This is a genomic window from Moritella sp. 5 (genome assembly GCF_018219455.1).
Lineage (GTDB): Bacteria > Pseudomonadota > Gammaproteobacteria > Enterobacterales > Moritellaceae > Moritella.
In genome coordinates, this window is record NZ_CP056122.1 from 1,916,050 (window position 1) to 1,935,703 (window position 19,654).

General features: G+C 36.9%; 24 protein-coding genes. 15 read left to right on the forward strand and 9 right to left on the reverse strand.

Annotation, left to right across the window (positions count from 1 at the left end):
• Nucleotides 1–104 precede the first annotated feature (104 nt).
• Together HWV01_RS08575 and HWV01_RS08580 are read left to right on the forward strand one after the other, a co-directional pair.
• Nucleotides 105–842, forward strand: coding sequence for a hypothetical protein (locus HWV01_RS08575; RefSeq protein WP_211674979.1), 738 nt, complete (start codon nt 105–107; stop codon nt 840–842).
• A 122-nt stretch (nt 843–964) separates the two neighbouring features.
• Nucleotides 965–1,615 carry a DUF2268 domain-containing putative Zn-dependent protease gene (locus HWV01_RS08580; RefSeq protein ID WP_211674980.1) on the forward strand — a complete coding sequence of 217 codons (651 nt, stop codon included), beginning with the start codon at nt 965–967 and terminating at the stop codon, nt 1,613–1,615.
• 22 nt (nt 1,616–1,637) lie between these two features.
• Here the strand turns inward: HWV01_RS08580 and HWV01_RS08585 are convergent, their stop codons facing one another.
• From HWV01_RS08585 to HWV01_RS08595, 3 genes are all read right to left on the reverse strand, one after another.
• Nucleotides 1,638–2,273: a TetR family transcriptional regulator gene (locus tag HWV01_RS08585; RefSeq protein ID WP_211674981.1), complete on the reverse strand. Its 636-nt coding sequence runs from the start codon at nt 2,271–2,273 to the stop codon at nt 1,638–1,640.
• Nucleotides 2,273–3,034, reverse strand: a complete 762-nt coding sequence (locus HWV01_RS08590) for an SDR family oxidoreductase (RefSeq protein WP_211674982.1) — start codon at nt 3,032–3,034, stop codon at nt 2,273–2,275. Before HWV01_RS08590 ends, HWV01_RS08585 begins: the two co-directional genes overlap by 1 nt.
• A 147-nt stretch (nt 3,035–3,181) precedes the next feature.
• Nucleotides 3,182–3,394 (reverse strand): hypothetical protein, encoded by a 213-nt coding sequence (locus HWV01_RS08595; protein ID WP_249185488.1) that lies wholly within the window; start codon nt 3,392–3,394, stop codon nt 3,182–3,184.
• A 151-nt stretch (nt 3,395–3,545) separates the two neighbouring features.
• Here HWV01_RS08595 and HWV01_RS08600 point away from each other — a divergent pair, with 151 nt between their 5' ends.
• Nucleotides 3,546–3,704, forward strand: coding sequence for a hypothetical protein (locus HWV01_RS08600; protein WP_211674983.1), 159 nt, complete (start codon nt 3,546–3,548; stop codon nt 3,702–3,704).
• Nucleotides 3,705–3,759: 55 nt separating this feature from the next.
• On the opposite strand, the gene HWV01_RS08605 is transcribed toward HWV01_RS08600, so the two are convergent.
• On the reverse strand, nt 3,760–3,942 hold the full coding sequence (locus HWV01_RS08605; RefSeq protein WP_211674984.1) for an ogr/Delta-like zinc finger family protein: 183 nt from the start codon (nt 3,940–3,942) through the stop codon (nt 3,760–3,762).
• Nucleotides 3,943–4,413: 471 nt separating this feature from the next.
• Here HWV01_RS08605 and HWV01_RS08610 point away from each other — a divergent pair, with 471 nt between their 5' ends.
• From HWV01_RS08610 to HWV01_RS08620, 3 genes are read left to right on the forward strand one after another with little or no spacing between them, the layout of a single operon-like run.
• The gene (locus tag HWV01_RS08610) at nt 4,414–5,820 is read left to right on the forward strand and encodes an FAD/NAD(P)-binding protein (RefSeq protein ID WP_211674985.1); all 1,407 of its coding nucleotides are present in this window, start codon (nt 4,414–4,416) and stop codon (nt 5,818–5,820) included.
• Complete coding sequence (locus HWV01_RS08615) at nt 5,807–6,664, forward strand: DMT family transporter (RefSeq protein ID WP_211674986.1); 858 nt, start codon at nt 5,807–5,809, stop codon at nt 6,662–6,664. Before HWV01_RS08610 ends, HWV01_RS08615 begins: the two co-directional genes overlap by 14 nt.
• Nucleotides 6,665–6,671: 7 nt before the next feature.
• Nucleotides 6,672–7,910 carry an acetyl-CoA carboxylase biotin carboxylase subunit family protein gene (locus HWV01_RS08620; protein WP_211674987.1) on the forward strand — a complete coding sequence of 413 codons (1,239 nt, stop codon included), beginning with the start codon at nt 6,672–6,674 and terminating at the stop codon, nt 7,908–7,910.
• A 179-nt stretch (nt 7,911–8,089) separates the two neighbouring features.
• Here HWV01_RS08620 and HWV01_RS08625 read toward each other — a convergent pair whose 3' ends face one another.
• Entirely contained in the window at nt 8,090–9,346 is a 1,257-nt protein-coding gene (locus HWV01_RS08625) for a Y-family DNA polymerase (protein WP_211674988.1), read from the reverse strand.
• Entirely contained in the window at nt 9,346–9,753 is a 408-nt protein-coding gene (locus tag HWV01_RS08630) for a LexA family transcriptional regulator (RefSeq protein ID WP_211674989.1), read from the reverse strand. The genes HWV01_RS08625 and HWV01_RS08630 overlap by 1 nt, the downstream gene beginning before the upstream one ends.
• A 439-nt stretch (nt 9,754–10,192) precedes the next feature.
• Here HWV01_RS08630 and HWV01_RS08635 point away from each other — a divergent pair, with 439 nt between their 5' ends.
• The 3 genes from HWV01_RS08635 (at nt 10,193) to HWV01_RS08645 (ending at nt 11,888) form a co-directional block, all read left to right on the forward strand.
• Nucleotides 10,193–10,750 (forward strand): GNAT family N-acetyltransferase, encoded by a 558-nt coding sequence (locus tag HWV01_RS08635; RefSeq protein WP_075478001.1) that lies wholly within the window; start codon nt 10,193–10,195, stop codon nt 10,748–10,750.
• Nucleotides 10,751–10,858: 108 nt separating this feature from the next.
• On the forward strand, nt 10,859–11,209 hold the full coding sequence (locus tag HWV01_RS08640; protein WP_211674990.1) for a RidA family protein: 351 nt from the start codon (nt 10,859–10,861) through the stop codon (nt 11,207–11,209).
• A 121-nt stretch (nt 11,210–11,330) separates the two neighbouring features.
• Nucleotides 11,331–11,888 (forward strand): hypothetical protein, encoded by a 558-nt coding sequence (locus HWV01_RS08645; RefSeq protein WP_211674991.1) that lies wholly within the window; start codon nt 11,331–11,333, stop codon nt 11,886–11,888.
• A 28-nt stretch (nt 11,889–11,916) separates the two neighbouring features.
• Here HWV01_RS08645 and HWV01_RS08650 read toward each other — a convergent pair whose 3' ends face one another.
• On the reverse strand, nt 11,917–12,129 hold the full coding sequence (locus HWV01_RS08650) for a hypothetical protein (protein WP_211674992.1): 213 nt from the start codon (nt 12,127–12,129) through the stop codon (nt 11,917–11,919).
• A gap of 432 nt (nt 12,130–12,561) precedes the next feature.
• Between HWV01_RS08650 and HWV01_RS08655 the strand changes: the two genes are divergently transcribed.
• From HWV01_RS08655 to HWV01_RS08680, 6 genes are all read left to right on the forward strand, one after another.
• Entirely contained in the window at nt 12,562–13,353 is a 792-nt protein-coding gene (locus tag HWV01_RS08655; RefSeq protein WP_211674993.1) for a hypothetical protein, read from the forward strand.
• 439 nt (nt 13,354–13,792) lie between these two features.
• Nucleotides 13,793–14,911: a hypothetical protein gene (locus tag HWV01_RS08660; protein WP_211674994.1), complete on the forward strand. Its 1,119-nt coding sequence runs from the start codon at nt 13,793–13,795 to the stop codon at nt 14,909–14,911.
• A gap of 558 nt (nt 14,912–15,469) precedes the next feature.
• Entirely contained in the window at nt 15,470–16,117 is a 648-nt protein-coding gene (locus HWV01_RS08665; RefSeq protein ID WP_211674995.1) for a hypothetical protein, read from the forward strand.
• A 65-nt stretch (nt 16,118–16,182) separates the two neighbouring features.
• Nucleotides 16,183–16,653 carry a hypothetical protein gene (locus tag HWV01_RS08670; RefSeq protein WP_211674996.1) on the forward strand — a complete coding sequence of 157 codons (471 nt, stop codon included), beginning with the start codon at nt 16,183–16,185 and terminating at the stop codon, nt 16,651–16,653.
• Nucleotides 16,654–16,814: 161 nt separating this feature from the next.
• Nucleotides 16,815–17,063, forward strand: a complete 249-nt coding sequence (locus tag HWV01_RS08675; protein ID WP_211674997.1) for a hypothetical protein — start codon at nt 16,815–16,817, stop codon at nt 17,061–17,063.
• A gap of 118 nt (nt 17,064–17,181) precedes the next feature.
• Nucleotides 17,182–17,406 carry a DUF3955 domain-containing protein gene (locus HWV01_RS08680; RefSeq protein ID WP_211674998.1) on the forward strand — a complete coding sequence of 75 codons (225 nt, stop codon included), beginning with the start codon at nt 17,182–17,184 and terminating at the stop codon, nt 17,404–17,406.
• Between the two features lie 47 nt (nt 17,407–17,453).
• On the opposite strand, the gene HWV01_RS08685 is transcribed toward HWV01_RS08680, so the two are convergent.
• A complete protein-coding gene (locus HWV01_RS08685) occupies nt 17,454–18,764 on the reverse strand; it encodes a GGDEF domain-containing protein (protein WP_211674999.1) in 1,311 nt (436 codons plus the stop codon).
• Entirely contained in the window at nt 18,761–19,651 is an 891-nt protein-coding gene (locus HWV01_RS08690; protein WP_211675000.1) for a TIGR02285 family protein, read from the reverse strand. The genes HWV01_RS08685 and HWV01_RS08690 overlap by 4 nt, the downstream gene beginning before the upstream one ends.
• Nucleotides 19,652–19,654 lie beyond the last annotated feature (3 nt).

Sequence of the window (19,654 nt, forward strand, 5' to 3'; positions counted from 1 at the left end):
TAAAAATAATACTATTAATTAATAATTAAGTTTGATAGCTTGCACCTAAGTAGTTAAATGTTAACAATTAAAAGTTATATATCATTAACTTAAGGGAATAATCGATGAAAAATGAATTTCAAATCCAATTAATGTCAATTAACCTTACTGACGATTCTGATAATTGGAGTTCAGGTGATTTAAAATGGGCTGTGCATTCTGCTTCGAATGGGCACCCTTTAGATGACCGAGATAATTTAATGCTAACACTGGCAAGCCACGTTGCCTTTTTAGAAGTGGACCCATCACATAATAGTGCATATTTGACTCAAACCCATAGCGTAAGCAGTGGTGAAACCATCGATTGTCTTGATAAAAATTTGACCGATACTTTTCAGATCCCAGCTATTCATGAAGTGTCTATCCGATGCAGCATGAAAGATATAGATGATAGTCTCAATGGTGGTGATGATGACTTTGGTGAAAAAACCCTTACTTTTAAGAGCGCTGACAATTTCGGTATCAAAAATAATGAAACAGAACGAAATCTGTCTGTAACCTTAGATGGTGCAGGGCGTGCAGTGTTTAATTTCCAACTTCGCCGAATCATTTCAAATGATACAGCTCGCTTCACAAGTGAAGAACTAACACAGATTAAAGCGTACTTAGAAACTTACGACTACGATCAAACGGGATTCATTGATCCTGATGATGGTATGGAACTTGAGTATTTCAGAAGCATTTCTGTATATTGGGAAGAGTGTTTTGATGCATTTATGATGGAAAATGCTGATACAAACAAAGATGGTAAATTTCATATCGATGAAGTGATGGCGTATTTCGCTGCCTTAGAAGACTTTTAGACATTATTTAGTTCGTTAACAAAATAAGTGGTGGGCCCCAGAGGCTTCACCATGTATATCTTTCTTGTGTTATTGATTTTAAAAGCAAAGCGCAATAATAAGTTGCTGAGATTAGGGGATATATGAACATCTTTTTACATAAGTTAAATGCACATGGAAAATTTGATCACCTTTTGACTCGGCTGGATAGTCTTTTTGATGAAGCACTTGAATGTATTGGTGAAAAACTGCCTTTGGACGAAATCAATATTGATGTGGTGATCTCTGAAGGTAACTTTGTCATACCTGAATTTGGTTTTAGTGGATACAGTCCATCATCAAAACAAATAATGTTGTTCTTCGATTTGAATAATGACAACTTGAATTCGGCGCTTAATACAGAGTTTATACCTAGCCTTGGCCATGAGATTCATCATTGCTTTCGACATAAAGGGGTAGGGTATGGAGACACTCTTCGGGAAGCGTTAATAAGCGAAGGGCTAGCCTGCCACTTTGAAACCGAGCTTAGAAATGGTGATATTCCATTTTACGCCAAAGCAATCAACCAAGATATGATTGATGTTTTACATTCAAGAATGCTAAGTGAAACGGCTAATTTAAATTACGATCATAATGCTTGGTTTTTTGGGACTGAACCTGATGCAATACCTCTGCATGCAGGCTATACACTGGGTTATTATATTGTTTCAAACTACATAAACAAAACAGGGGTCCTTGCATCACAGCTTTGGAATGTATCGGCAAGTGAGTTTTTTGATGTCACTTCGTTATAGGCAGCAAGCGGTTAGGCGCAACCTAGGCTTGCTGTTGATAGCTAGTAACAAGCCGAGCTATATGCGAGCGTAATATGTCTGCAAAATTAAGCTCAAATAACTGTAGTGGTCCTTCTTTAATGACCTCTGCAACCGAGCCTACTGAATGGCTCATGTGCCAGCAACCAATTATTACCTGTTGAACCTGCAATAACAGCTCGGTCGCTTGTTCGATAGTCAGAGCATAATGTTCACTTATCATTACTGCATATTGCTCAATGAATTGTAATAACGTGCTTTTGAACTGACGTGCTTCGTCTAGCGTTAAGTTACATTGCAGCGCTGTGTGCATGATCGCACTGAGTTTACAAAATAACGGGTGCTTAATTAACGTATTACAGATTGAATCAATCAGTGGTAGCTGTCCCATGTCACCCACTGCTGTCTGGGCTAAGCATGCTATTTCTTGTGTATACACAGCGAGGAACAAGGTTTCTTTGTTTCTGAAATAACGGTATAAGGCTGCTTTGGTGATCCCCACATCGGCAGCGATATGCTTTAGGTTAACGTCTTCATAACTGAGCGTTGTAAAACGAGCGGCGGTTACGTCTATGATCTGAGTAAGACGTAACGCTTTTTGCTCTGGTGTCGTTGCGCGGCATTTAATAATACACTGCATTATGCTTGTAACCATCCCGCAATTTTACGCGTGATGAAGCGGGGTGATACTTTGCCAGCCAATACAGCAACTTGGTTTTTGATACCTGTAACCACAATTGCACTGTGACGGTTTGCTAACGCTTGCTTTGCAACATCTGCTGATGTCATCGCCCCGGCTTTAAATAGGTTGGAATCGGTAATATTGGCTTCTGCGGCAAACTCAGACAAGGTTGGGCCAGGGCAGAGCGCACTGACTGCAATACCTTGATGACGAAGTTCTTCGTGTATCGCTTCCGAGAAAGACAGTACAAAAGCTTTTGTCGCATAGTATACCGCCATATTAGGACCCGCTTGGAATGCAGCGGTTGACGCGACATTGATGATGAACGGTTTCTTCTGTTCACGCATGTTTGGCACTAAACGGTGGGTAAGCTCAACTAAGGTACTTACATTCAATTGGATCATTTGCATTTGGCGCTGCAGTGGTAAGTCTGCAAAGTTACCGCGGTCACCAAAACCAGCATTGTTAATCAGGCCATTGACAGCAAGGTGGTTAATGCGGATCTCAGTCGCTAATATCTCACTTCCAGTTGGCTCTGCAAGGTCAATCGAAAAGCATTTAACATCAATACCATGTTGGGCTTGCAGCGTTTGCGCTAGCTCTTCTAACTTTTCTTTACGGCGAGCAACTAATATTAAGTTTTGACCTGTTTGTGCCAGTTGTTTTGCGAATTCACTGCCGATACCCGCACTTGCCCCTGTTATCACTGTATAACTCATTGCAACTCCTTTTGTATTTGTCATTAGAAAGTGTAAATTGATTAAATAACCCTGAGTTATTTAATCTACAAGCGCGCATTTAAAATGTAAATTAGAATATGTGAGTATTTTGTTGATTTGAGAGCTGGGTTTAGCGTGTAGTTGCCACTAGAGTTCAATCAAGTCTGATAGCTTCCTTGTGTCCGGCTTATCACCTAACCAGGGCTTATCATTAACCTCGTTCATTGTGTAACGTTCGAAGGCTGTCGCTTCGCCTTTGGTGGCAAAGCGCTGGCGAAGACGCTTTCCGTTACGGCCTTGTGGGTAGCATTCACAAAGCCAAGGTTTCTTGTGACCGTCTTTGAGGTTACGAACAGACATGGTGAATTTCCTTATAACTGTTTATGACGTATTTGCCATTATAAAATAACAGGTACTTGATACAAGTGGCATCTTAACAGAGTTAAATGATGACCCTCATATCACTCGATATCTCATTACTGTTGATAGTAATGGAACGACTCTGCAGACGATGAATGTAGAGGGTAAGTCGCTAATCGATTCAGAAGCGGCAAGAAATCTTGTGCGAGATATGAATCAAATGACCGTACGCATGAATGAAATGGTTAGACGTATGGGTGTTTTGAGTGGTTCTTGTAATACCGAGCGTTTAGATAAGTCGATTGATTAGACCAGGTGAACAATTTTAGATGTGTAATAGCAAACTCCATAACCCAGTTTTGCTATTACAACATTGAAAGCTTCTGCTTAAGTTCTTTCTGCAGACTGGGAACGAGTGATTTCAGCATTTCAAAGGCCAGCTTACCAGAGCTTTTTGCTGACGGGCTTAATGTGTGGCTAAAGCTTAAGTTCATTACAAATGAATGGCCACATTCTGGATTAGTACAGCTGCAATATATACTTGCCAAGGTGAAAGCTGTTGGTAAATTATTTGGGAGTCGTGGCTGCTAATTTTCTGGCGGGTTATATGGTAGGGATGTCGATAACCTAAGCAGATTTTTCCCGAAATGGCTTTAAGTTATGATTCACTAAAAATGTGAATGTGTCAGTTTGCAATAGATTTTATCATACGAAAAATGGGTAAAGCTTACGTACAATTAGCATAAATGAACTGAAAACGGTAGGTAGTATTACTAGTCATTACAATCTGGATACTCATCAGAATTATAAGGAATATGTTCAAATTTCAATATATTATTTCTTACTTTTCAATTATTCACGTCTGACGCCCTATTTATTTGTTAAATATCAACACCTTGTTTACCGCGTGCCTACTTGGTGGTACATTTTGTTTTTCACCATTTGATAAAACGAGTCATATTTGGAGTCGCATTACTCTTTATGCTCGATTTGTCAGTTAATAGGTTATAGATATATTTATGATTAAAGTTAGAAAATTAGCCATTATTGGCGGTGGCCCTAGCGGAATAGCTGTTTATTTAGAAGCAATAAAGTCGTTACATATGGATATTGAAACGATCACAATTTTTGATCCTCAAGGATTAGCAAATGGTTTTAGTTTTAATTCCTGCCTCACATCTACGCTAACGAATACCAGTATAGGTACAACATCTTTGCATGCAGATGATAAGCTAGATTATTACAAGTGGTTTCTAGATCGTGGTTCACACAAGTCTATATTACCTTCAGATTTTGTAAGCAGGAGCTTATTCCGTGATTATTGTAAAGATCGTGTGGAACAGTCATCTTTATTTGCAGCTAGCTTTAAGTGCGAAACTGTAGTTAAGCAGATTCGTGTTACGAGTATGTCGATGGTAGATCAAAAGATATGTCTAAGGAGTGATGATGGTAACAGTTATTTATTTGATGCTGTAGTCGTCGCTACAGGTGTTGAGCAGCTTGTTCCTTTAGCTTTGCGTGATTCTGATTCATCTAATGTAGTTAAAGTCGCGTATCCAGAAACAAATTTTTTAGATAAAGTTACTGATAATAGCCAAGTATTGGTCTTAGGTTCAAAGTTATCAGCGATTGATGTCTCAATAGCGATCTATGAACATTCGGCCAATGCGGAAGTAACAATGATATCAAAATCAGGTGAACTTCCCAGTGTTAGGAGTTCACTGCTAATAAGAGCCGAAAATGGTAATAATAATTGGTTAAAGGCATTTATTTCTAGCTCCCAGCATCAAATAAAAGATATCCAACAGCAACTTGAGCTAGATATCAAAAAATGTAAAACAAACTCTAATATCTGGCAAGATTTTATTGGCGAGTTTGCAGATGATATAAATGAGCGTTGGCCGAAGCTCTCAGAGCAAGAAAGGTTGGATGAATTGAAGTGCTACAAAGTGTTTATGAAACGTTTTGTATCTTCCTTTCCTTTATCAAATGCAGAAAAACTATTAAGTATGATAAAAAATAACAAACTCAAGGTTATAGCCGGAGATATAGATCGAGATTTAAAGATTAATGATGATTCAATTTCCTGTGTTCAAAAAGGTGACACTCTTGACTTCGATATCGTGATCAACGCTACTGGAGTTACGAATAAACCAATATCAAAAGAGATGATTATAGCTTTGGAAGGAAAAGGTGTCAGTATAAATGAACTTGGTGGGTTAAAAATAAATAGTCATACTATGCGTGTTGAGTCTGAAGATAATCAGGTGCCCATCTATGTTTGTGGGGGGCCAGCACAAGGAGAGTTATTGATAACTAATTACGTTAGATCGTCCGTCGTACAAGCAAAAAAAATAGTGATGGATATTGCAAACATAATAAAGCAAGGCCATAAAATTGAGGAGGTGGAGTGTGGCAAAGTATAAGGACATTATAGCATTCTGTTTTTTATTTTCGATATCATTTGTATTTATGTCGCAGGTGGTAAAAACAGTTGACCCCGTGCTATCAACTTTAATTACTTATGGATTTGCAGCACTGTTTTTTATTTTGATCAATATTAATAACTTATCTGAGTTAACTCTAATCGCCAAGGGTAATGTTAAGGTCATGGTAAAAATAAATGTGTCGACATTGGTTAATACCTTTCTGGCATTTTATGTGATGCTTTATGTGAGTCCGATTGTTTATATAATTGTATTTTTTTCGGGATTATCTTTCTTTTCTGTATTATTTAAACAAGATAGAAATAAACTAAATATTACGTCAACATTAAGTGTTTTTACACTTTCAATAATGACGTCTATTCTTATTTCTGATGCGGCGATTGGTAAAACTGTAGTAGGAATTTTATTGACATTAATTTCTACATTCTTTGCATTACAATATATGAAGGATAGCGCTGTATTACACAGTAATTTAGGTGTGAAGGTATCGCAAGTATTAGCACTTAGGTTTTTTTTGGTTATCGCTATTTGCGGAAGTTATAGTATTTATGATTCCGCATTTTCAACATTGGTATCTTCAGATTTATTTTTATTAGTTTTCATTTCAATTATTGGAAGTATTATACCTTTGTTTTTAATGCAGGCTGCAATTAAAAAGTTGGGTGTATCTCTTACTGCTCAATTTACACCATTCACTCCAATTATATGCTTAATTTTTATGATTTTAGTTGAAGGTACATCGTTTACCGCCTTAGAGATTATGTCTATATGTGCAATGACACTCTTACTATTTTTCCAAGCAAAACTCTTACACAGGGAATAATTTAGATATGGATATGTTTAATCAAGTAATTATATTTTTATCAAGCAGACAAATTAGTCAAGTTGATTTTAATGACCCTAGTTTAATTGATGCTGAATTGGTTTTAATTGCTTCAGATAATGAGGTGTTGTCTCTTTCTCGCAACGTTAAGGAACAATTTTCAAACATTATTACTGTCCCTGTTATTTATGATGACGGAGTTATTTATGAATATGATGAGTCGATAGTAAAAGAGTCGATAGCCATTTGGGATAATTATAAGCTATCTATTATTAGTTTTGATGAAGGGTGTGTCGAATTAGTTCACAGCTTGAGGACTATCTTTAATCTATCAAAAGAAGTTAATAGTGATATGTCAAGGTTTCGAGATAAAATTATTATGAAACAGAGGCTTGATGAGAAAAATATTAGAGTACCATCGTTTATTGAAAAAGTTGAAATCACTATATTATTTGAAGATATAACGAAGAAAGTTGGTTTACCTTTTGTTTTAAAACCACGCCGTTCAGCAGGCTCTAATAATGTTTTTATCATTAATTCATCATCTGAATTTGAAAACGTTAAATTAAAGTTGGGACATGCACTTACTGATTATGAAATAGAATCTTATATTGATGGTTCACTGTTTCATTGCGATATAGGGATCTGGAAAGGATCGGCTATTTTTTCTGAATGTACAGAGTATTATAAACCGACGCTAGCTTTTCAGTCAGGAGAACCATTAGGTGGGCGTTTTATGGAATCTAGTTTGCCATTGAGGAATGAGTTGATAGCGTTTACTTGGCAGGCTCTTCAAGCTCTAGATGCAACAGATGGAGTGTATCATAGCGAAATTTTTGTTTGTAATGGTGAACTTATTTTCCTTGAAGTAGGTGCTCGCCCGCCGGGTATGCTTGTGACAACTATGTATCAACAAGCGACAGGTGTTAATTTATTAAATTTAGATATCCGTATTCAACAAGGAATACCACCAGTGAAGCAATATACAACTAGGCAAAACGAGGCTTTTTATCTCGTGTATCCCCGCGGTATTGGCTTGGTTAAAGAAATTAATTACCCTTCAGTTAACACCGATGTTTGTACCGAATTTAAATCTACAGTTAAAATTGGCGATGAGCACGTTGGTTGTCAGTCAAATTTAGATCATTGTGCTTATATAACCTGCAGCGGAGAAAAAAACGCTCTAAGTTTGGCTTACAAGCAAATGGTTCAGTTTAGTCCTATAGTTTATAAGTCTTGTAACTAATCTGGTTTGTGTTAATTATTACTATCGGATAGGGAAATAACCCTATCAAGGTTCTGTCTAACTATGGCTTAGAGCAATAGCGCTAAGCCTTTGAACAACAGGGACTCTGTCGTTTTTATAATTACCAAGGGAAATTGACAGGTTTAATTATTATTTTATTGTAAAGATGACGAAGAGGTTCAGCACTTTACCCTAGGTATATCCTGCCAGTTGGTTGTATATTGTGGTGTAAGCACTTTACGTCGCATGGCCCATTTTTGCTCTGTGCCTTGGGCGCCTAAAAATACGGTATTATTGCCATATCTCTGATTGAGCTTATCGAACACTTGCATCAGATTGTCGTTATTTTGATCAGAGTTGAACAAATCTTTTTGTTCATGTGTACCATCAACTAAATCAATCAGGCCGACACCTATCTTGTAATATCTTACATCTTTATGGAACAGCTCTTTTGCTAATCGGGTTGCAGCTTTCGTTATTTGATCCACATCAGCAGTCGGGTATGGGAAATGATGAATAGCGCGGTAACTCGCGGGTTTGTCATCAAACGGTGAGCTTGCCGCAAAGCACAGCATTACTTTACACAATGAATGTTGCTTACGTGCTTTTAGCGATGCAATGCCAGCATGCTGGCTTAGCGCTTGTTGTAGTGTGCTGAGTTCTGTAATGCGTTCACCGACACTGCGTGTAGAGTAAATTTGTTTTTTATCAGCCCTGGCTGTATCCCAATTTTTACAAGGCAGCCCATTGAGTTCTCGTATTGTGCGTTCAACCTCAATATTGAACTCTTTACGCGCTAAACCCGCGGGGTATTCAGCAAGGTCTAATGCGTTATTGAGTCCCATCACTGTCATGATCTTTGATAGCTTGCGACCAATACCCCAAACATCACTGATACTCATCGCTGCAAGTACCTTTAATCGTTCTGCGTCATTGTCGAGTACGCAAACGCCATTATAGTGATGTAATTTCTTTGCTGCCTGGTTAGCTATTTTAGCAAGAGTCAGGGTAGGGCCAATTCCGACACATACAGGCAATCGGCATTCTTTCCATACTGCACGCCGAATCTTAGCGGCATGGGTTCGAAGGCAAGGTATTGCAGGATAAGTTTGTTTAAATGACAAGAAAGACTCATCGATACTATAGATATGCTGTTCAGGTGCAAAACGACCAATGACTTGCATCATCTTTGCAGAGAGGTCTGAATAAAGCTCGTAGTTAGAAGAGAGAGTAATAACGCCCTTTTTTTCACACAAATTTTTGATCTGGAAATAAGGCTTAAACTTTGGAACACCGGCTTCTTTTGCTTGCCTGTTTGCGGCAACGATACATCCGTCATTATTAGACAAAACCACAATGGGTTTATTACGCCAATCTGGGCGAAACACTTGCTCTGCGCTGCAATAGAATGAATTGGCATCAACGAGGGCAAACACTACTTATCATCCAATAGATAGCTAGGGCGATGGCAACGAATAGAGCGTATAACAACCCCTTCAATGCTAAAAGAATCTAAATCATTAATGAAGACAGGCTTAACTTTATCATTTGCAGACACTAGCATACGTTGGCGAACATCCAGTAACTTACAAACGAACTCTCCATTTAAATTAGCAACAATAATATCGTGCTGCCTGGGCGTAACATGCCTATCAACAATCAATAAATCACCATCAAAAATACCAACACCTTCCATTGAATTACCACTGGCTTTACCAATGAAAGTGGAGCTTGGGTGATCGATAAGAATTTCGTCCAAGGTACATCTAAGCTGGCTATATTCAGCTGCAGGACTTTCAAAACCAGTGATACCAGCACTTGCAGAGATTGGAATTATATTCATAAATAAACACTGTTGTTATATACAGTATTTATTTTAGGCCAGTTATAAGGAAAACTCAAGAAGTGAGGTTTATTCCACCATTTGATTTGAACTCCTCCAGGGGGAGAGTGAGATTAAATCAAATGGCTAAACAGGGTGATTTTATACAGTGTTATTTGTATTTTGGTGAACGCAGTCTCGATTTGCCAAAAGGCAGTCAGGTTTATCTTGTAGTCTAAAATTAATGTCAATATAATCAGTTGCATAGATAGTCTTGTATATAACTTACAAGGCTAAAGAAATAATTTACAGGACGACTCGTTTTCCCATAAACATGTAATTAATAAATTTGAAGTATAATCTGATTTTTCAATTAATTAATCTGCTTTTATTGAGGTGAATGAATTTGGGGAATCGAGAGTCCTGTTATACAAATGTTATATTTCACGGAGGATTCAGGTTGTCATTTCCAGTTTTAGAGACAAATTGCTTAAGGTTAGATGAATTATCTAAAGAAGATTCAAATAGCTTATTTGAGTTGTTCTCTGACAGTTCCGTTGTCGAATATTATAATTTGGAAGCTTTCACTAATATTTCACAAGCTAGCAACTTAATAGAACTCTTTAACTCTCGCTTTAAAGAAAACTCTGGAATTCGTTGGGCTATTCGCCTGAAAGAAACAAATGAACTTATTGGTACTTGTGGCTTTAATACTTGGGACCACAAAATGAAGAATGCTGTTCTTGGATATGATTTACTACCAAAATATTGGGGGATGGGGCTTACCACTGAAGCAGTTCATCGAATAGTAAAAGCTGCATTTTTAGGTGAGTTATCTTGCGGCAAACTTAATCGTATACAAGGCGATACTGTTCCGGGTAACTCCGCATCAGAATCACTTCTTCTAAAGGTTGGATTCAAAGAGGAAGGTATTAGGCGTCAAAGTGGTTACTGGAAAAATCAGTTTCATGATCTTAAATGCTTTGGCTTAATTAAGTCCGAGTACTGTGAAATATAACAAGAAATTAAACAAGGACAAAAAACTGTTGGTTTTGGTCCTTCGTAGCTTATTTTAATCAACAATTTTTGCCTGTTAATTGGGCGTTAGCAGCACAAGGAAGTATCTATGATCGAGAGAAAAGGTGGGATTTACGATGGACGTAGCAAGTCATCTGCTTATAAAGACTTAGTTTGGACTGTCGCAACTTCTTCAGATTCTTCTGTTGGTATTGAGCAGCAAACAAAGCTCACCTTAGATACAATTCAAAGCAACTTGTTGGAGCTTGGTTCAGATAAAACTCAAATAGTTTCTGCTCAAGTGTATATTGCTAATATGTCGGATAAACCAATCATGGATTCTGTTTGGAAAACTTGGCTTGGAATAAATCAGCAGCATTGGCCTCAACGAGCATGTTTAGGTGTAGATCTCGAAGGACAAGTTTTAATTGAGGTAACTGTTACAGCAGTTCGTGGTTAAAGTTATGCTAACAAGAATTTAAAGTGGGACTGATAACAGTTTGCTCAGTTTCACTTCGCTACACAATTTTAGCAAACAATTATCAGCGCCCTTAAATGAGCGCTAGCATAAAAGAGCAACCATGGATTTGACGTTATCCCCAGGAACCAAACAGACCCTCCTGAAAATTAAGAAGATTGGTGTTCGGCAAATCAACATCTTTAAGTTTCATGACTATGTAACAGTTGTTACCTTCGTCCTGATGAATGGAGAACTCGTTTCCATAAGAGCAAAAGATGAATATGTGGCATCGAGTTTTGAAGTGTTTCTAATCGCGACCTCGGATGAATTGATTAACAGTAAACCAGATGTGACGATAGGTTTAATGGATAACGAAACCGTAAAGAATATATTTATAGTGAATAAATGTAATTGGTCAGTTCCGACGTCAGCTAGCGATAAAGAGGAACTCTTAGGTCACACTGAGGGCGCGACAACACAGTATGAGGGCTTGGAATCAGATATGCCGAAAGATGCGGTAAATCATGCGAAATTTGAAGCCGGCATCAAAGTTCAGTTCACTAATTCTTCATCATTCTTTGTTGTCTCTTCCATCAATCCTTTTGACCTTGCTGTAAGTCACGAGACATCATTTAGTAAAGTCAGTGAATCTGAGTATGAATTTCAACTATTATGCTAACTGTATCATTACGTAAAAAACAACTTAATTAGCCGTCTTTGTTTTTAATGATCTCTAAATCATATTTGTTATCTTTGGAATAGAAAGCTAACTTTTCTAATACGCTGAAGTCTTTATGCTGACTAATTCGTTTAAGTTGTATTGATTGACCTACCTTTAACCCTAGGTCTACTAGGGACTTATCTAGCTCTTTAATTGTAAGTTTTAGTTTATTACCATTATCAATAAGTTCGTAATCCATGTAACTAGAAGGGGCGCACATCCTAATTAATACGTATCTTATTGTACAAGTGACTATGTGAGTAAGGATGCTCGGGTTTGTTAATAGTCGTTCGTTAGATTTCACCTAGCATGCGTTATACGCAGAGGTATTTCGAGGTGAAATATTATCTTATGGCGCTACGCGAATACAAAGATAATATCGCGCATAACGTTGCTCTAATTTAAGTAACGGTAATAAAAATTTTAGCTAATATACGGTTGTTGCGTATATTTATCAGTCAGAAGTCAAGTACCTTCATTGATCACGGGAATAGAGTTGAGAATATAATCGATGCGAAATCAGCAGAATACGACATTCCTTACTTTTCATTACAATTAATTAAATTAGATCTGTATAAACTGTAACAAAAGTCCCCAAAACAAGTTATATAACATATAAGAGTTAATACCTATGTATAATCTGAATCGATTCTTTGAAGAAATTACACAGCTCGCGCCTAGCTATATTGCACACCATTCATGGGTTTCATGGGATTGGACTCAATCTGATAATATTTTAAATTCTTGGTGGCTATATAAAAATGCAAAGAAAAGTTCACTTGGTTTCTTGTTATTGGGTGGTACTCAAATTAGAAAGGATGAAGCATTACTTTTCAACTTTGGTCTTAGTTCACATGGAGGTGTGCAAGAAAAAGAAGAACTCGCATTAGTTTCGCGACTTATAGAAAAAAGATGCGAACTACGAAAACAGACACCTTTAATAAATAGCAATTCCATGGTTAGTACAGGAAGTGTATTAAGTGATAAAAATTGGAATCCTATTCTTAATGATTGCTTTATTTTAGGTGGGGTGACAGGTTTGCAGGATTTCCATCTTGCAGAATCTAGATATAACCAATTTAGCATCACCATCAATCCAAGTATTAGGAATAAAATGAGTGATAAAGATAAATGGAAATGTTATTTCCAGTGTTACATTGGAGATATTTGGGATTATAAATATAATGTCCCTCGTGTATTTGCTCGAGAATTACTAGGGTTGAAATTATTTGGCTATAAGCCTGTGTTTAAGTTTGGTCAATTGTTTTTTACTCCCGGTGATAAAAGTAAAGCCTCTACTGCATCATTTACTGCATACTTAAATTATTTGATAAAAACTGGGACTACATCAAGTAACCCTCGAAAAACACTAATGGAAATAGCAAGTTTCTTATTTGATGATCCTGAATGTTTATTAAAGTAATTCTATACCCAATTAGCCGCATCCATTCCATCACTTTATTGTAGTTGTTTATTGAAATAGGCCTCCTCATTGGAGGCTTTATGTATGCGAATGGATTTGGTGTTGCTAAAGATGAGCTGAAAGCATTAGAGCTTCGAAAGAAATCAAACATAGCCTAGACTAAGAAAAAGCTGCTAGAGTTAAAAACACGGTTAGATTAAAAAATAGGCTATATTTTGATGGCAAAGTTTCAATTTCTAACTTGTTTCTGTCCTACTATGGCTTAGTGTTCTAACGCTAAGCCATGTAAAATATAGTAAATTAACGATAATTTCAAAAAAGTAGTTTAATCTCAACAAACTATGATGAAATAAACAAACGCTTACAAATTAAACATTTTGTTTGCCATTATTTTTTGTTTTAATCTTTCTAATAACTTTGTTAATGAATGAGATTTAATATGAAAAAAATAACAACTGTAGCTTTACTTGTCACCGTCCTTTCTGGGTGCGGATCAGATTCATCTTCAACAGCTCCAGTTAAGCCGCCAACAGCGCCAGTTAACCCGCCAACAACGCCAGTTAAACCGAAGGCTGATTACGCATTTTCATCGGATAAGCTTGATGAATTGAAGCAATCGCGACAAGAGCTCCAAGAAAAAGCAATGACGCTCACTTATAATGGGGTGCAGTATGATAAAATTGAGTTTGCTGATGACATTAGTGGTTCTGAAAAAATAATTAGGCTTACGGATAGTTTAGGCTTAAACAATGTTGACCTTTATCTTCCTGATGCTGAGGATAATGAGAATTGTATTATTTACGCCGAAAGCAAGGTTCAGGATCAGTTTAATTGTGATGCTAATATACGCTCTATTTCTAGTGACACCACATTAATTGCTACGACGACGATTGATAAAAATCTCTCCGTCAGCTTTGAATATGATAATGAGATGTCGGAAGACGTTACCATTCTTGGTTCTACTATTTTAACAGAAGCCAAAAATGGCAACAAAGTAACGATCACCACTTCCTTTGCCTTTAGCGATTTTTATCGTGATTTAATCCCTGGTGTTGAAACTGCTTCGACTCTTGGTGCGTCAACCTATTTCAAGCTTTTTGATATTGTGACTTCAAATCCAGGCAGTAATATGACCTTGAAGTTTAACAACTTTGTCGGCGGCAGTGCTGATGATGAGATCAACATGTACACCGGACTTATGATCAATAGCAAGAAGATGACGACGATCGTAACCTCAACTGGTAAAGTTTTCTCTGGAGGCACGGATCTGTTCGCAGCCGGTAACCCACGAATTTTGCAACGTTCAGATACCAATAAAGCCATTGAGCTTAATAAGCAAGTGGGTGTGCATAGTTGGGCGGAGGACGGTAAAACAGCCAAAGAATTCCCGTACACCAACGAAAGTCATCGTAAGCAAGCGACCTATTTTAATAAGGTGATGGGAGATAAAGGGGTTGATTTTTATATCTTTACTTTAGACTCGGCTCCTGCTAGCGGCGCGCACTGGATAACTAAAGCAGACTCTGATAAATACGACTTTATCACTCGTATTGAGTAAGTCTTAATTTGGTACACACTTCAACACCTGATAATATTGAAGTGTGTACCAATCCAAGACTTCCATCCTAAACATTGATGCATTTTACCTTCGGTATATCCTGTCATTTGGCTCAGAGTTGAACAAATCTTTTTGTTCATGGATACCATCAACTAAATCAATCAGGCCGATACCTATCTTGTAATATCTTACATCTTAAAGCATACACAACCTTTACGCATGCCTCCGACTACAAATCTTTAAACGTTATTATTTCTAATGATCTCCTATAACACAGCTATTTATAGAGGTTAAATTGATTAATACACCATTTAAAATTCTATTGATAGGTCCCCTTATAAACTTATCAATAGGGCTCCTAACCCAGTCTCGATTCGTCAAAAGGCAGTCAGATTTATCTTGTAGCCTAAAATTAATATCAATATAATCAGTTTCATAGTTAGTCTTGTATATAACTTACAAGACTAAATAAATGAATTTGGGGAATCGAGAGTCCTGTTATACAAATATTATGTTTCAAAAACGTACAATCAATCAGCACTTTCATGGAGTAGGGCAATGTTTAAAAAAGTATTTTTCCTATTGGTATCTTCCATATTTGTTCTTTGTTCGCATGGTGCTTCTGCGAGTACAGAATATGATGTTGAAAATGGAAGAGAAATCATAAAACTATTGCAAAATGAGATTTATGTTAAGGTTAAACTTAGTAAAGAAGAATTATCAAACACTAAAGTTGATTTTCAAGAATATTATCAACAAGAAGTCCTCCCTCGTTTAGATAATATATCAAAGAATATTAACGAGTCCGCAATTCATTGGATTGATTTAGATTTTGATGGTAAACCTGAGCTTGTTTTCTGGACAGAGGGGTTATCACCAACAAGTTGGGGAGCTAATGAATATCTGTTCATTGTTAGTATCAATGAAAAATCAAATCCGGTGATTTTGAAATCTATGGATTTAGGTGATGTTTCACGAAATGTAAAACAATACCGTTACGTCAAGTTTTGGCCAGAACCCAATAAAAATCGAGGTTATAATGATTTTCTGAGGGCTGTATTGAGCTATGGTAACTTTGGAGTAAGTGGAAGTGGGATCATAAATTTACAGATAGAATGGAATCGCTACGGAAACAGCATTGAAATAAGTCGTTTTCACACAGCATTCCCGTTTAATATAGAGCTAAAAAATAAATCTGAGAACTGAAAGCTAACAAAAAAACCAGGGGAGATCGCCCCTTAGCAAAGCGTTAATCTTAAAATGGTATGTATATGAATAAAATAATATTACTGACGTTTTCTATTTTAATTGTTTCAGGTTGTGCAACCAACGCAACCGCGCCAAGTTACGCTGAAGCACCATTACCAGAGGTGACTTGCGATAAGGCCATTTTGTATGTTTTTAGAGATTATGCAGAACCAACCGCGTGGTCTTCATATTTGTTAGTTGACGGTAAGGAAGTGATATCATTACAGCAAGAAGGGTTTACTTGGGTATATTTAGCTCCAGGAGATCGTCAATTTATAAACGGGTGGTCTGCTCTAGCCGGTATGCCAGACGTTAAGTTTAATCATTCAATTGAAGCGGGAAAACTATACTCTTTTGAAATGAAGAGCCGCGTTGCTGTTAATAGAACCTCTATAACGTCGACAACAGAAATTGACCTACTTAGTTTTGATGAGGCTGAAAAGCGATTAAAGCTATGTTGTAGGTATGTAGCACCAACCGATATGAAACAATAACGGGTATGTTTTACAGTCAGATAGCAGCCTAACAAGTGCCTGCAAGGGACATAATTAGTCAGCCCGTTTTGCTAAAAGTAGCAAAAAATCGGTCCAACTCGTTTTTCTCCTGAGGCAGGCGTTAGCTTAAATTCGTAAAATTGATTCAGGAGCAGAATAACATGGAACCTGAAAAACGTTTTTGCAAAAAATGTAATGAAGGGGTCGATCATATTGGGGTTATAGTAAAGCCTCAGAATAATTCCAATATGGGAAGAAAGGCAAAGGTCAAAGAGTTTATATCTGCACTTGTTGCTGGCTGGGGGGCTGGAGGCACTGCTGGGTTTATGGAGCTAAGAGATTTACATTTAATATGTACAAACTGTGGTCATAAAACAATTGAAAGATACCGTGGTGATCTAGATTATTAAATATTAAGCTAACAAGCTGTTAAACAAGGACAAAAACAGTTAACTTTGCTCCTTCGTCGCTAATTTAACCAACCATTATTTTCCACTTAGCAAGGCGCTTTGGTATGCAGGAGCCTAAATGAATATTTTCACTAACAAAACTCTTCTAGCTTCTTTGTTGTTACTTAGCTTGGGAATATTATCGCTAATAGCCGAAAGTACATTTTATCAATTTCTTGATAATGACGGCCATCTTCATGAGAGTATGTTTCTGCCACTTGGTATGATAAGTATTGTAGTTGGTATGTTGTTTTTATTAATTTATATAATACAAAAAATACGATGCGCGTTTAATAAAAAGTAAATTGTATATAAAGCGACGCTAAATCATCGCCACTTTGTCGCCATGGATTAATTAGCAATTTCCAAACGATTACGTCCAAGTTCTTTCGCTTTATAAAGTGCCATATCAGCAGTATTAATTAAGGCATTGATGTCATAATTGCAATGAACAGGAGCTATTGATAAACCAATGCTGACGGATACTTTCACGTTTTTATCTGCATGGGTAAATACCATGTCGTTAAAGCTACTGCATAGGCGCTCACCCAATGTTTGAGCATCTTTAAGTGATATTTCACTTAACAGAATAACGAATTCCTCCCCACCATAACGAGCTAAAATATCATCTTTGCGAAGAATCGATGAAAAACACTTAGCAACGCCCTGCAATACTTTATCTCCCATTGCATGCCCAAAATTGTCATTCACCTGTTTAAAGTGATCGATGTCGCACATCATGACTGCAGCGGAGTGCTGATAGCGTTGCATTTGATGAAGTTTTTTTGTACCTATTTCAAAAAGAAAGCGTCTATTGTAAAGACCAGTTAAAGGATCGGTTGTTGCCAATAAATGTAGTTTATTATTCATATCACGTAATTCTACAGTACGCTCTTTGACCATAAAATCTAGTGTGTCATTTTGATTAATTAGCTCTTGTTCTGCACGTTTGTGTTTGTTTTGCACATCTTTCAGACGTACTAATAACTGGTTCAACAAACTAGTGATTACACCCAGCTCGTTTTTACTATGCAAATTACCAACTACTAATTTTTTAGTTGGGTTATTCGGATCTATTTCGTTGACTTGACAACCTAAATTCATTAATGGACGGGTCAGCGTATAATAAAATAGAATCAATAAGCAGATACTAAGAATCATATTTTGAAATAAACTTCCGATAATAGTACGAAAAGCTCGTTGAAAAAATTTTTCGGCAACAAGGTAATGATCCAAGTGCACTTCAATATTTCCTATCTCAATTTCGCTTCCCGGATAGGTTAGTGGTACGACAATTGGAGTGTCACAATTGAATAGCAGCTCTGAAAGCCCTGATAAATATGATTGGTAGGGGGCTCGTTCGATTTTATAAAGGTATGTACCTAAATCATCAATAATATACACATGTTGAAATAACTCATATTCAGATAAACCTTTCGCTACCGTTGCTGCTAATAATGGGTCAATATTAAACACGGCCTGAGCCGCTTGGTAGCGCATTGCATAAACCATTTTTTCTGCATGTTTCCTAGTGCTCACTTGTTCGTCAAGCAGATCAAGCGTAATGGTTGCAGAGGCAAAGAACAGTCCTAAAATGAGGGTGACGGAAAGCGTGTAGATCGTTTGATTAAACCAAATGTGGTCTCGTAATCTTAATTTCATGTTGGTAGGTTAATTTTATCTGAGTTTAAAAAATCACTATAAACTTTTCGGTAACGTATTTTTGAATCGTCATCCAAAAAATATTCGTAGAAACTTCTAAAGTCATCGCGTTTTACCGCTTTAACCAGCAAAGTGTTAATCTTTTTTATAACAGCCTCACCCCAAGGTGTCTTAGAGCAGCCAATATAACCGATCGTATAATCTTTAATTTCACTGATTGGTAGTAGGGCGATATCATCAGATACTCCGATGGCGCGCCCATGGAATTGACTTTCAACAGGTTGAGCAAACATGGCGTCTATATTCCCTTTAATTAACATTCTCAATAAGCCTTTTGGACCTTCATTACCGACCCTTTCGATAATGCTCTCAGATCCTTTATATTTATCTAGAAGAGCATCGATCGGTTTGGTATAAGAGCGACCATTTGAATAGCCAAGACGCATCCCGCCAGATTGAATTATTTTTTCAAGGGATACACGTCCTAATTTATCTTTAAAATCATTAAATTTCGGTAAATCATTTTTACGTACGACAAGACTGTTGGGTAACAGCAGTCGTGCGGGTTTGCTAAAAATAATAAATTTTTCACGTTCAGGAGTTTTAAGTAAAGTAACTGAGCAAGCATTTAACCCCTTTTTCATATCACGCAACGTGCGTTTAAACGGTGAGATTAGTACCTGAGAGTCAAAATCTTCCATTCGATTAATCAGGTAACTTTCAATCTGGTCTGAATATCCTTTTCCAGAATAAGGTCCATGAACAATGCTTAAAGGTGGGAATTCTGGTTTGTACCATGTAATAGTTTTATTTGCATTTGCTGATACCTGACCCACATATAAAAAAATAACGATAAAGCAGATATAATTTATTTTATAAATTGTCATTTA

What these genes read in the sequence shown, in the direction of transcription:
- HWV01_RS08575 (WP_211674979.1), top strand. Translation starts at nt 105, where the DNA reads ATGAAAAATGAATTTCAAATCCAATTAATGTCAATTAACCTTACTGAC.
- HWV01_RS08580 (WP_211674980.1), top strand. Translation starts at nt 965, where the DNA reads ATGAACATCTTTTTACATAAGTTAAATGCACATGGAAAATTTGATCAC.
- HWV01_RS08585 (WP_211674981.1), bottom strand. Translation starts at nt 2,273, where the DNA reads ATGCAGTGTATTATTAAATGCCGCGCAACGACACCAGAGCAAAAAGCG.
- HWV01_RS08590 (WP_211674982.1), bottom strand. Translation starts at nt 3,034, where the DNA reads ATGAGTTATACAGTGATAACAGGGGCAAGTGCGGGTATCGGCAGTGAA.
- HWV01_RS08595 (WP_249185488.1), bottom strand. Translation starts at nt 3,394, where the DNA reads ATGTCTGTTCGTAACCTCAAAGACGGTCACAAGAAACCTTGGCTTTGT.
- HWV01_RS08600 (WP_211674983.1), top strand. Translation starts at nt 3,546, where the DNA reads ATGAATGTAGAGGGTAAGTCGCTAATCGATTCAGAAGCGGCAAGAAAT.
- HWV01_RS08610 (WP_211674985.1), top strand. Translation starts at nt 4,414, where the DNA reads ATGATTAAAGTTAGAAAATTAGCCATTATTGGCGGTGGCCCTAGCGGA.
- HWV01_RS08620 (WP_211674987.1), top strand. Translation starts at nt 6,672, where the DNA reads ATGGATATGTTTAATCAAGTAATTATATTTTTATCAAGCAGACAAATT.
- HWV01_RS08630 (WP_211674989.1), bottom strand. Translation starts at nt 9,753, where the DNA reads ATGAATATAATTCCAATCTCTGCAAGTGCTGGTATCACTGGTTTTGAA.
- HWV01_RS08640 (WP_211674990.1), top strand. Translation starts at nt 10,859, where the DNA reads ATGATCGAGAGAAAAGGTGGGATTTACGATGGACGTAGCAAGTCATCT.
- HWV01_RS08645 (WP_211674991.1), top strand. Translation starts at nt 11,331, where the DNA reads ATGGATTTGACGTTATCCCCAGGAACCAAACAGACCCTCCTGAAAATT.
- HWV01_RS08650 (WP_211674992.1), bottom strand. Translation starts at nt 12,129, where the DNA reads ATGGATTACGAACTTATTGATAATGGTAATAAACTAAAACTTACAATT.
- HWV01_RS08655 (WP_211674993.1), top strand. Translation starts at nt 12,562, where the DNA reads ATGTATAATCTGAATCGATTCTTTGAAGAAATTACACAGCTCGCGCCT.
- HWV01_RS08660 (WP_211674994.1), top strand. Translation starts at nt 13,793, where the DNA reads ATGAAAAAAATAACAACTGTAGCTTTACTTGTCACCGTCCTTTCTGGG.
- HWV01_RS08665 (WP_211674995.1), top strand. Translation starts at nt 15,470, where the DNA reads ATGTTTAAAAAAGTATTTTTCCTATTGGTATCTTCCATATTTGTTCTT.
- HWV01_RS08670 (WP_211674996.1), top strand. Translation starts at nt 16,183, where the DNA reads ATGAATAAAATAATATTACTGACGTTTTCTATTTTAATTGTTTCAGGT.
- HWV01_RS08675 (WP_211674997.1), top strand. Translation starts at nt 16,815, where the DNA reads ATGGAACCTGAAAAACGTTTTTGCAAAAAATGTAATGAAGGGGTCGAT.
- HWV01_RS08680 (WP_211674998.1), top strand. Translation starts at nt 17,182, where the DNA reads ATGAATATTTTCACTAACAAAACTCTTCTAGCTTCTTTGTTGTTACTT.
- HWV01_RS08685 (WP_211674999.1), bottom strand. Translation starts at nt 18,764, where the DNA reads ATGAAATTAAGATTACGAGACCACATTTGGTTTAATCAAACGATCTAC.
- HWV01_RS08690 (WP_211675000.1), bottom strand. Translation starts at nt 19,651, where the DNA reads ATGACAATTTATAAAATAAATTATATCTGCTTTATCGTTATTTTTTTA.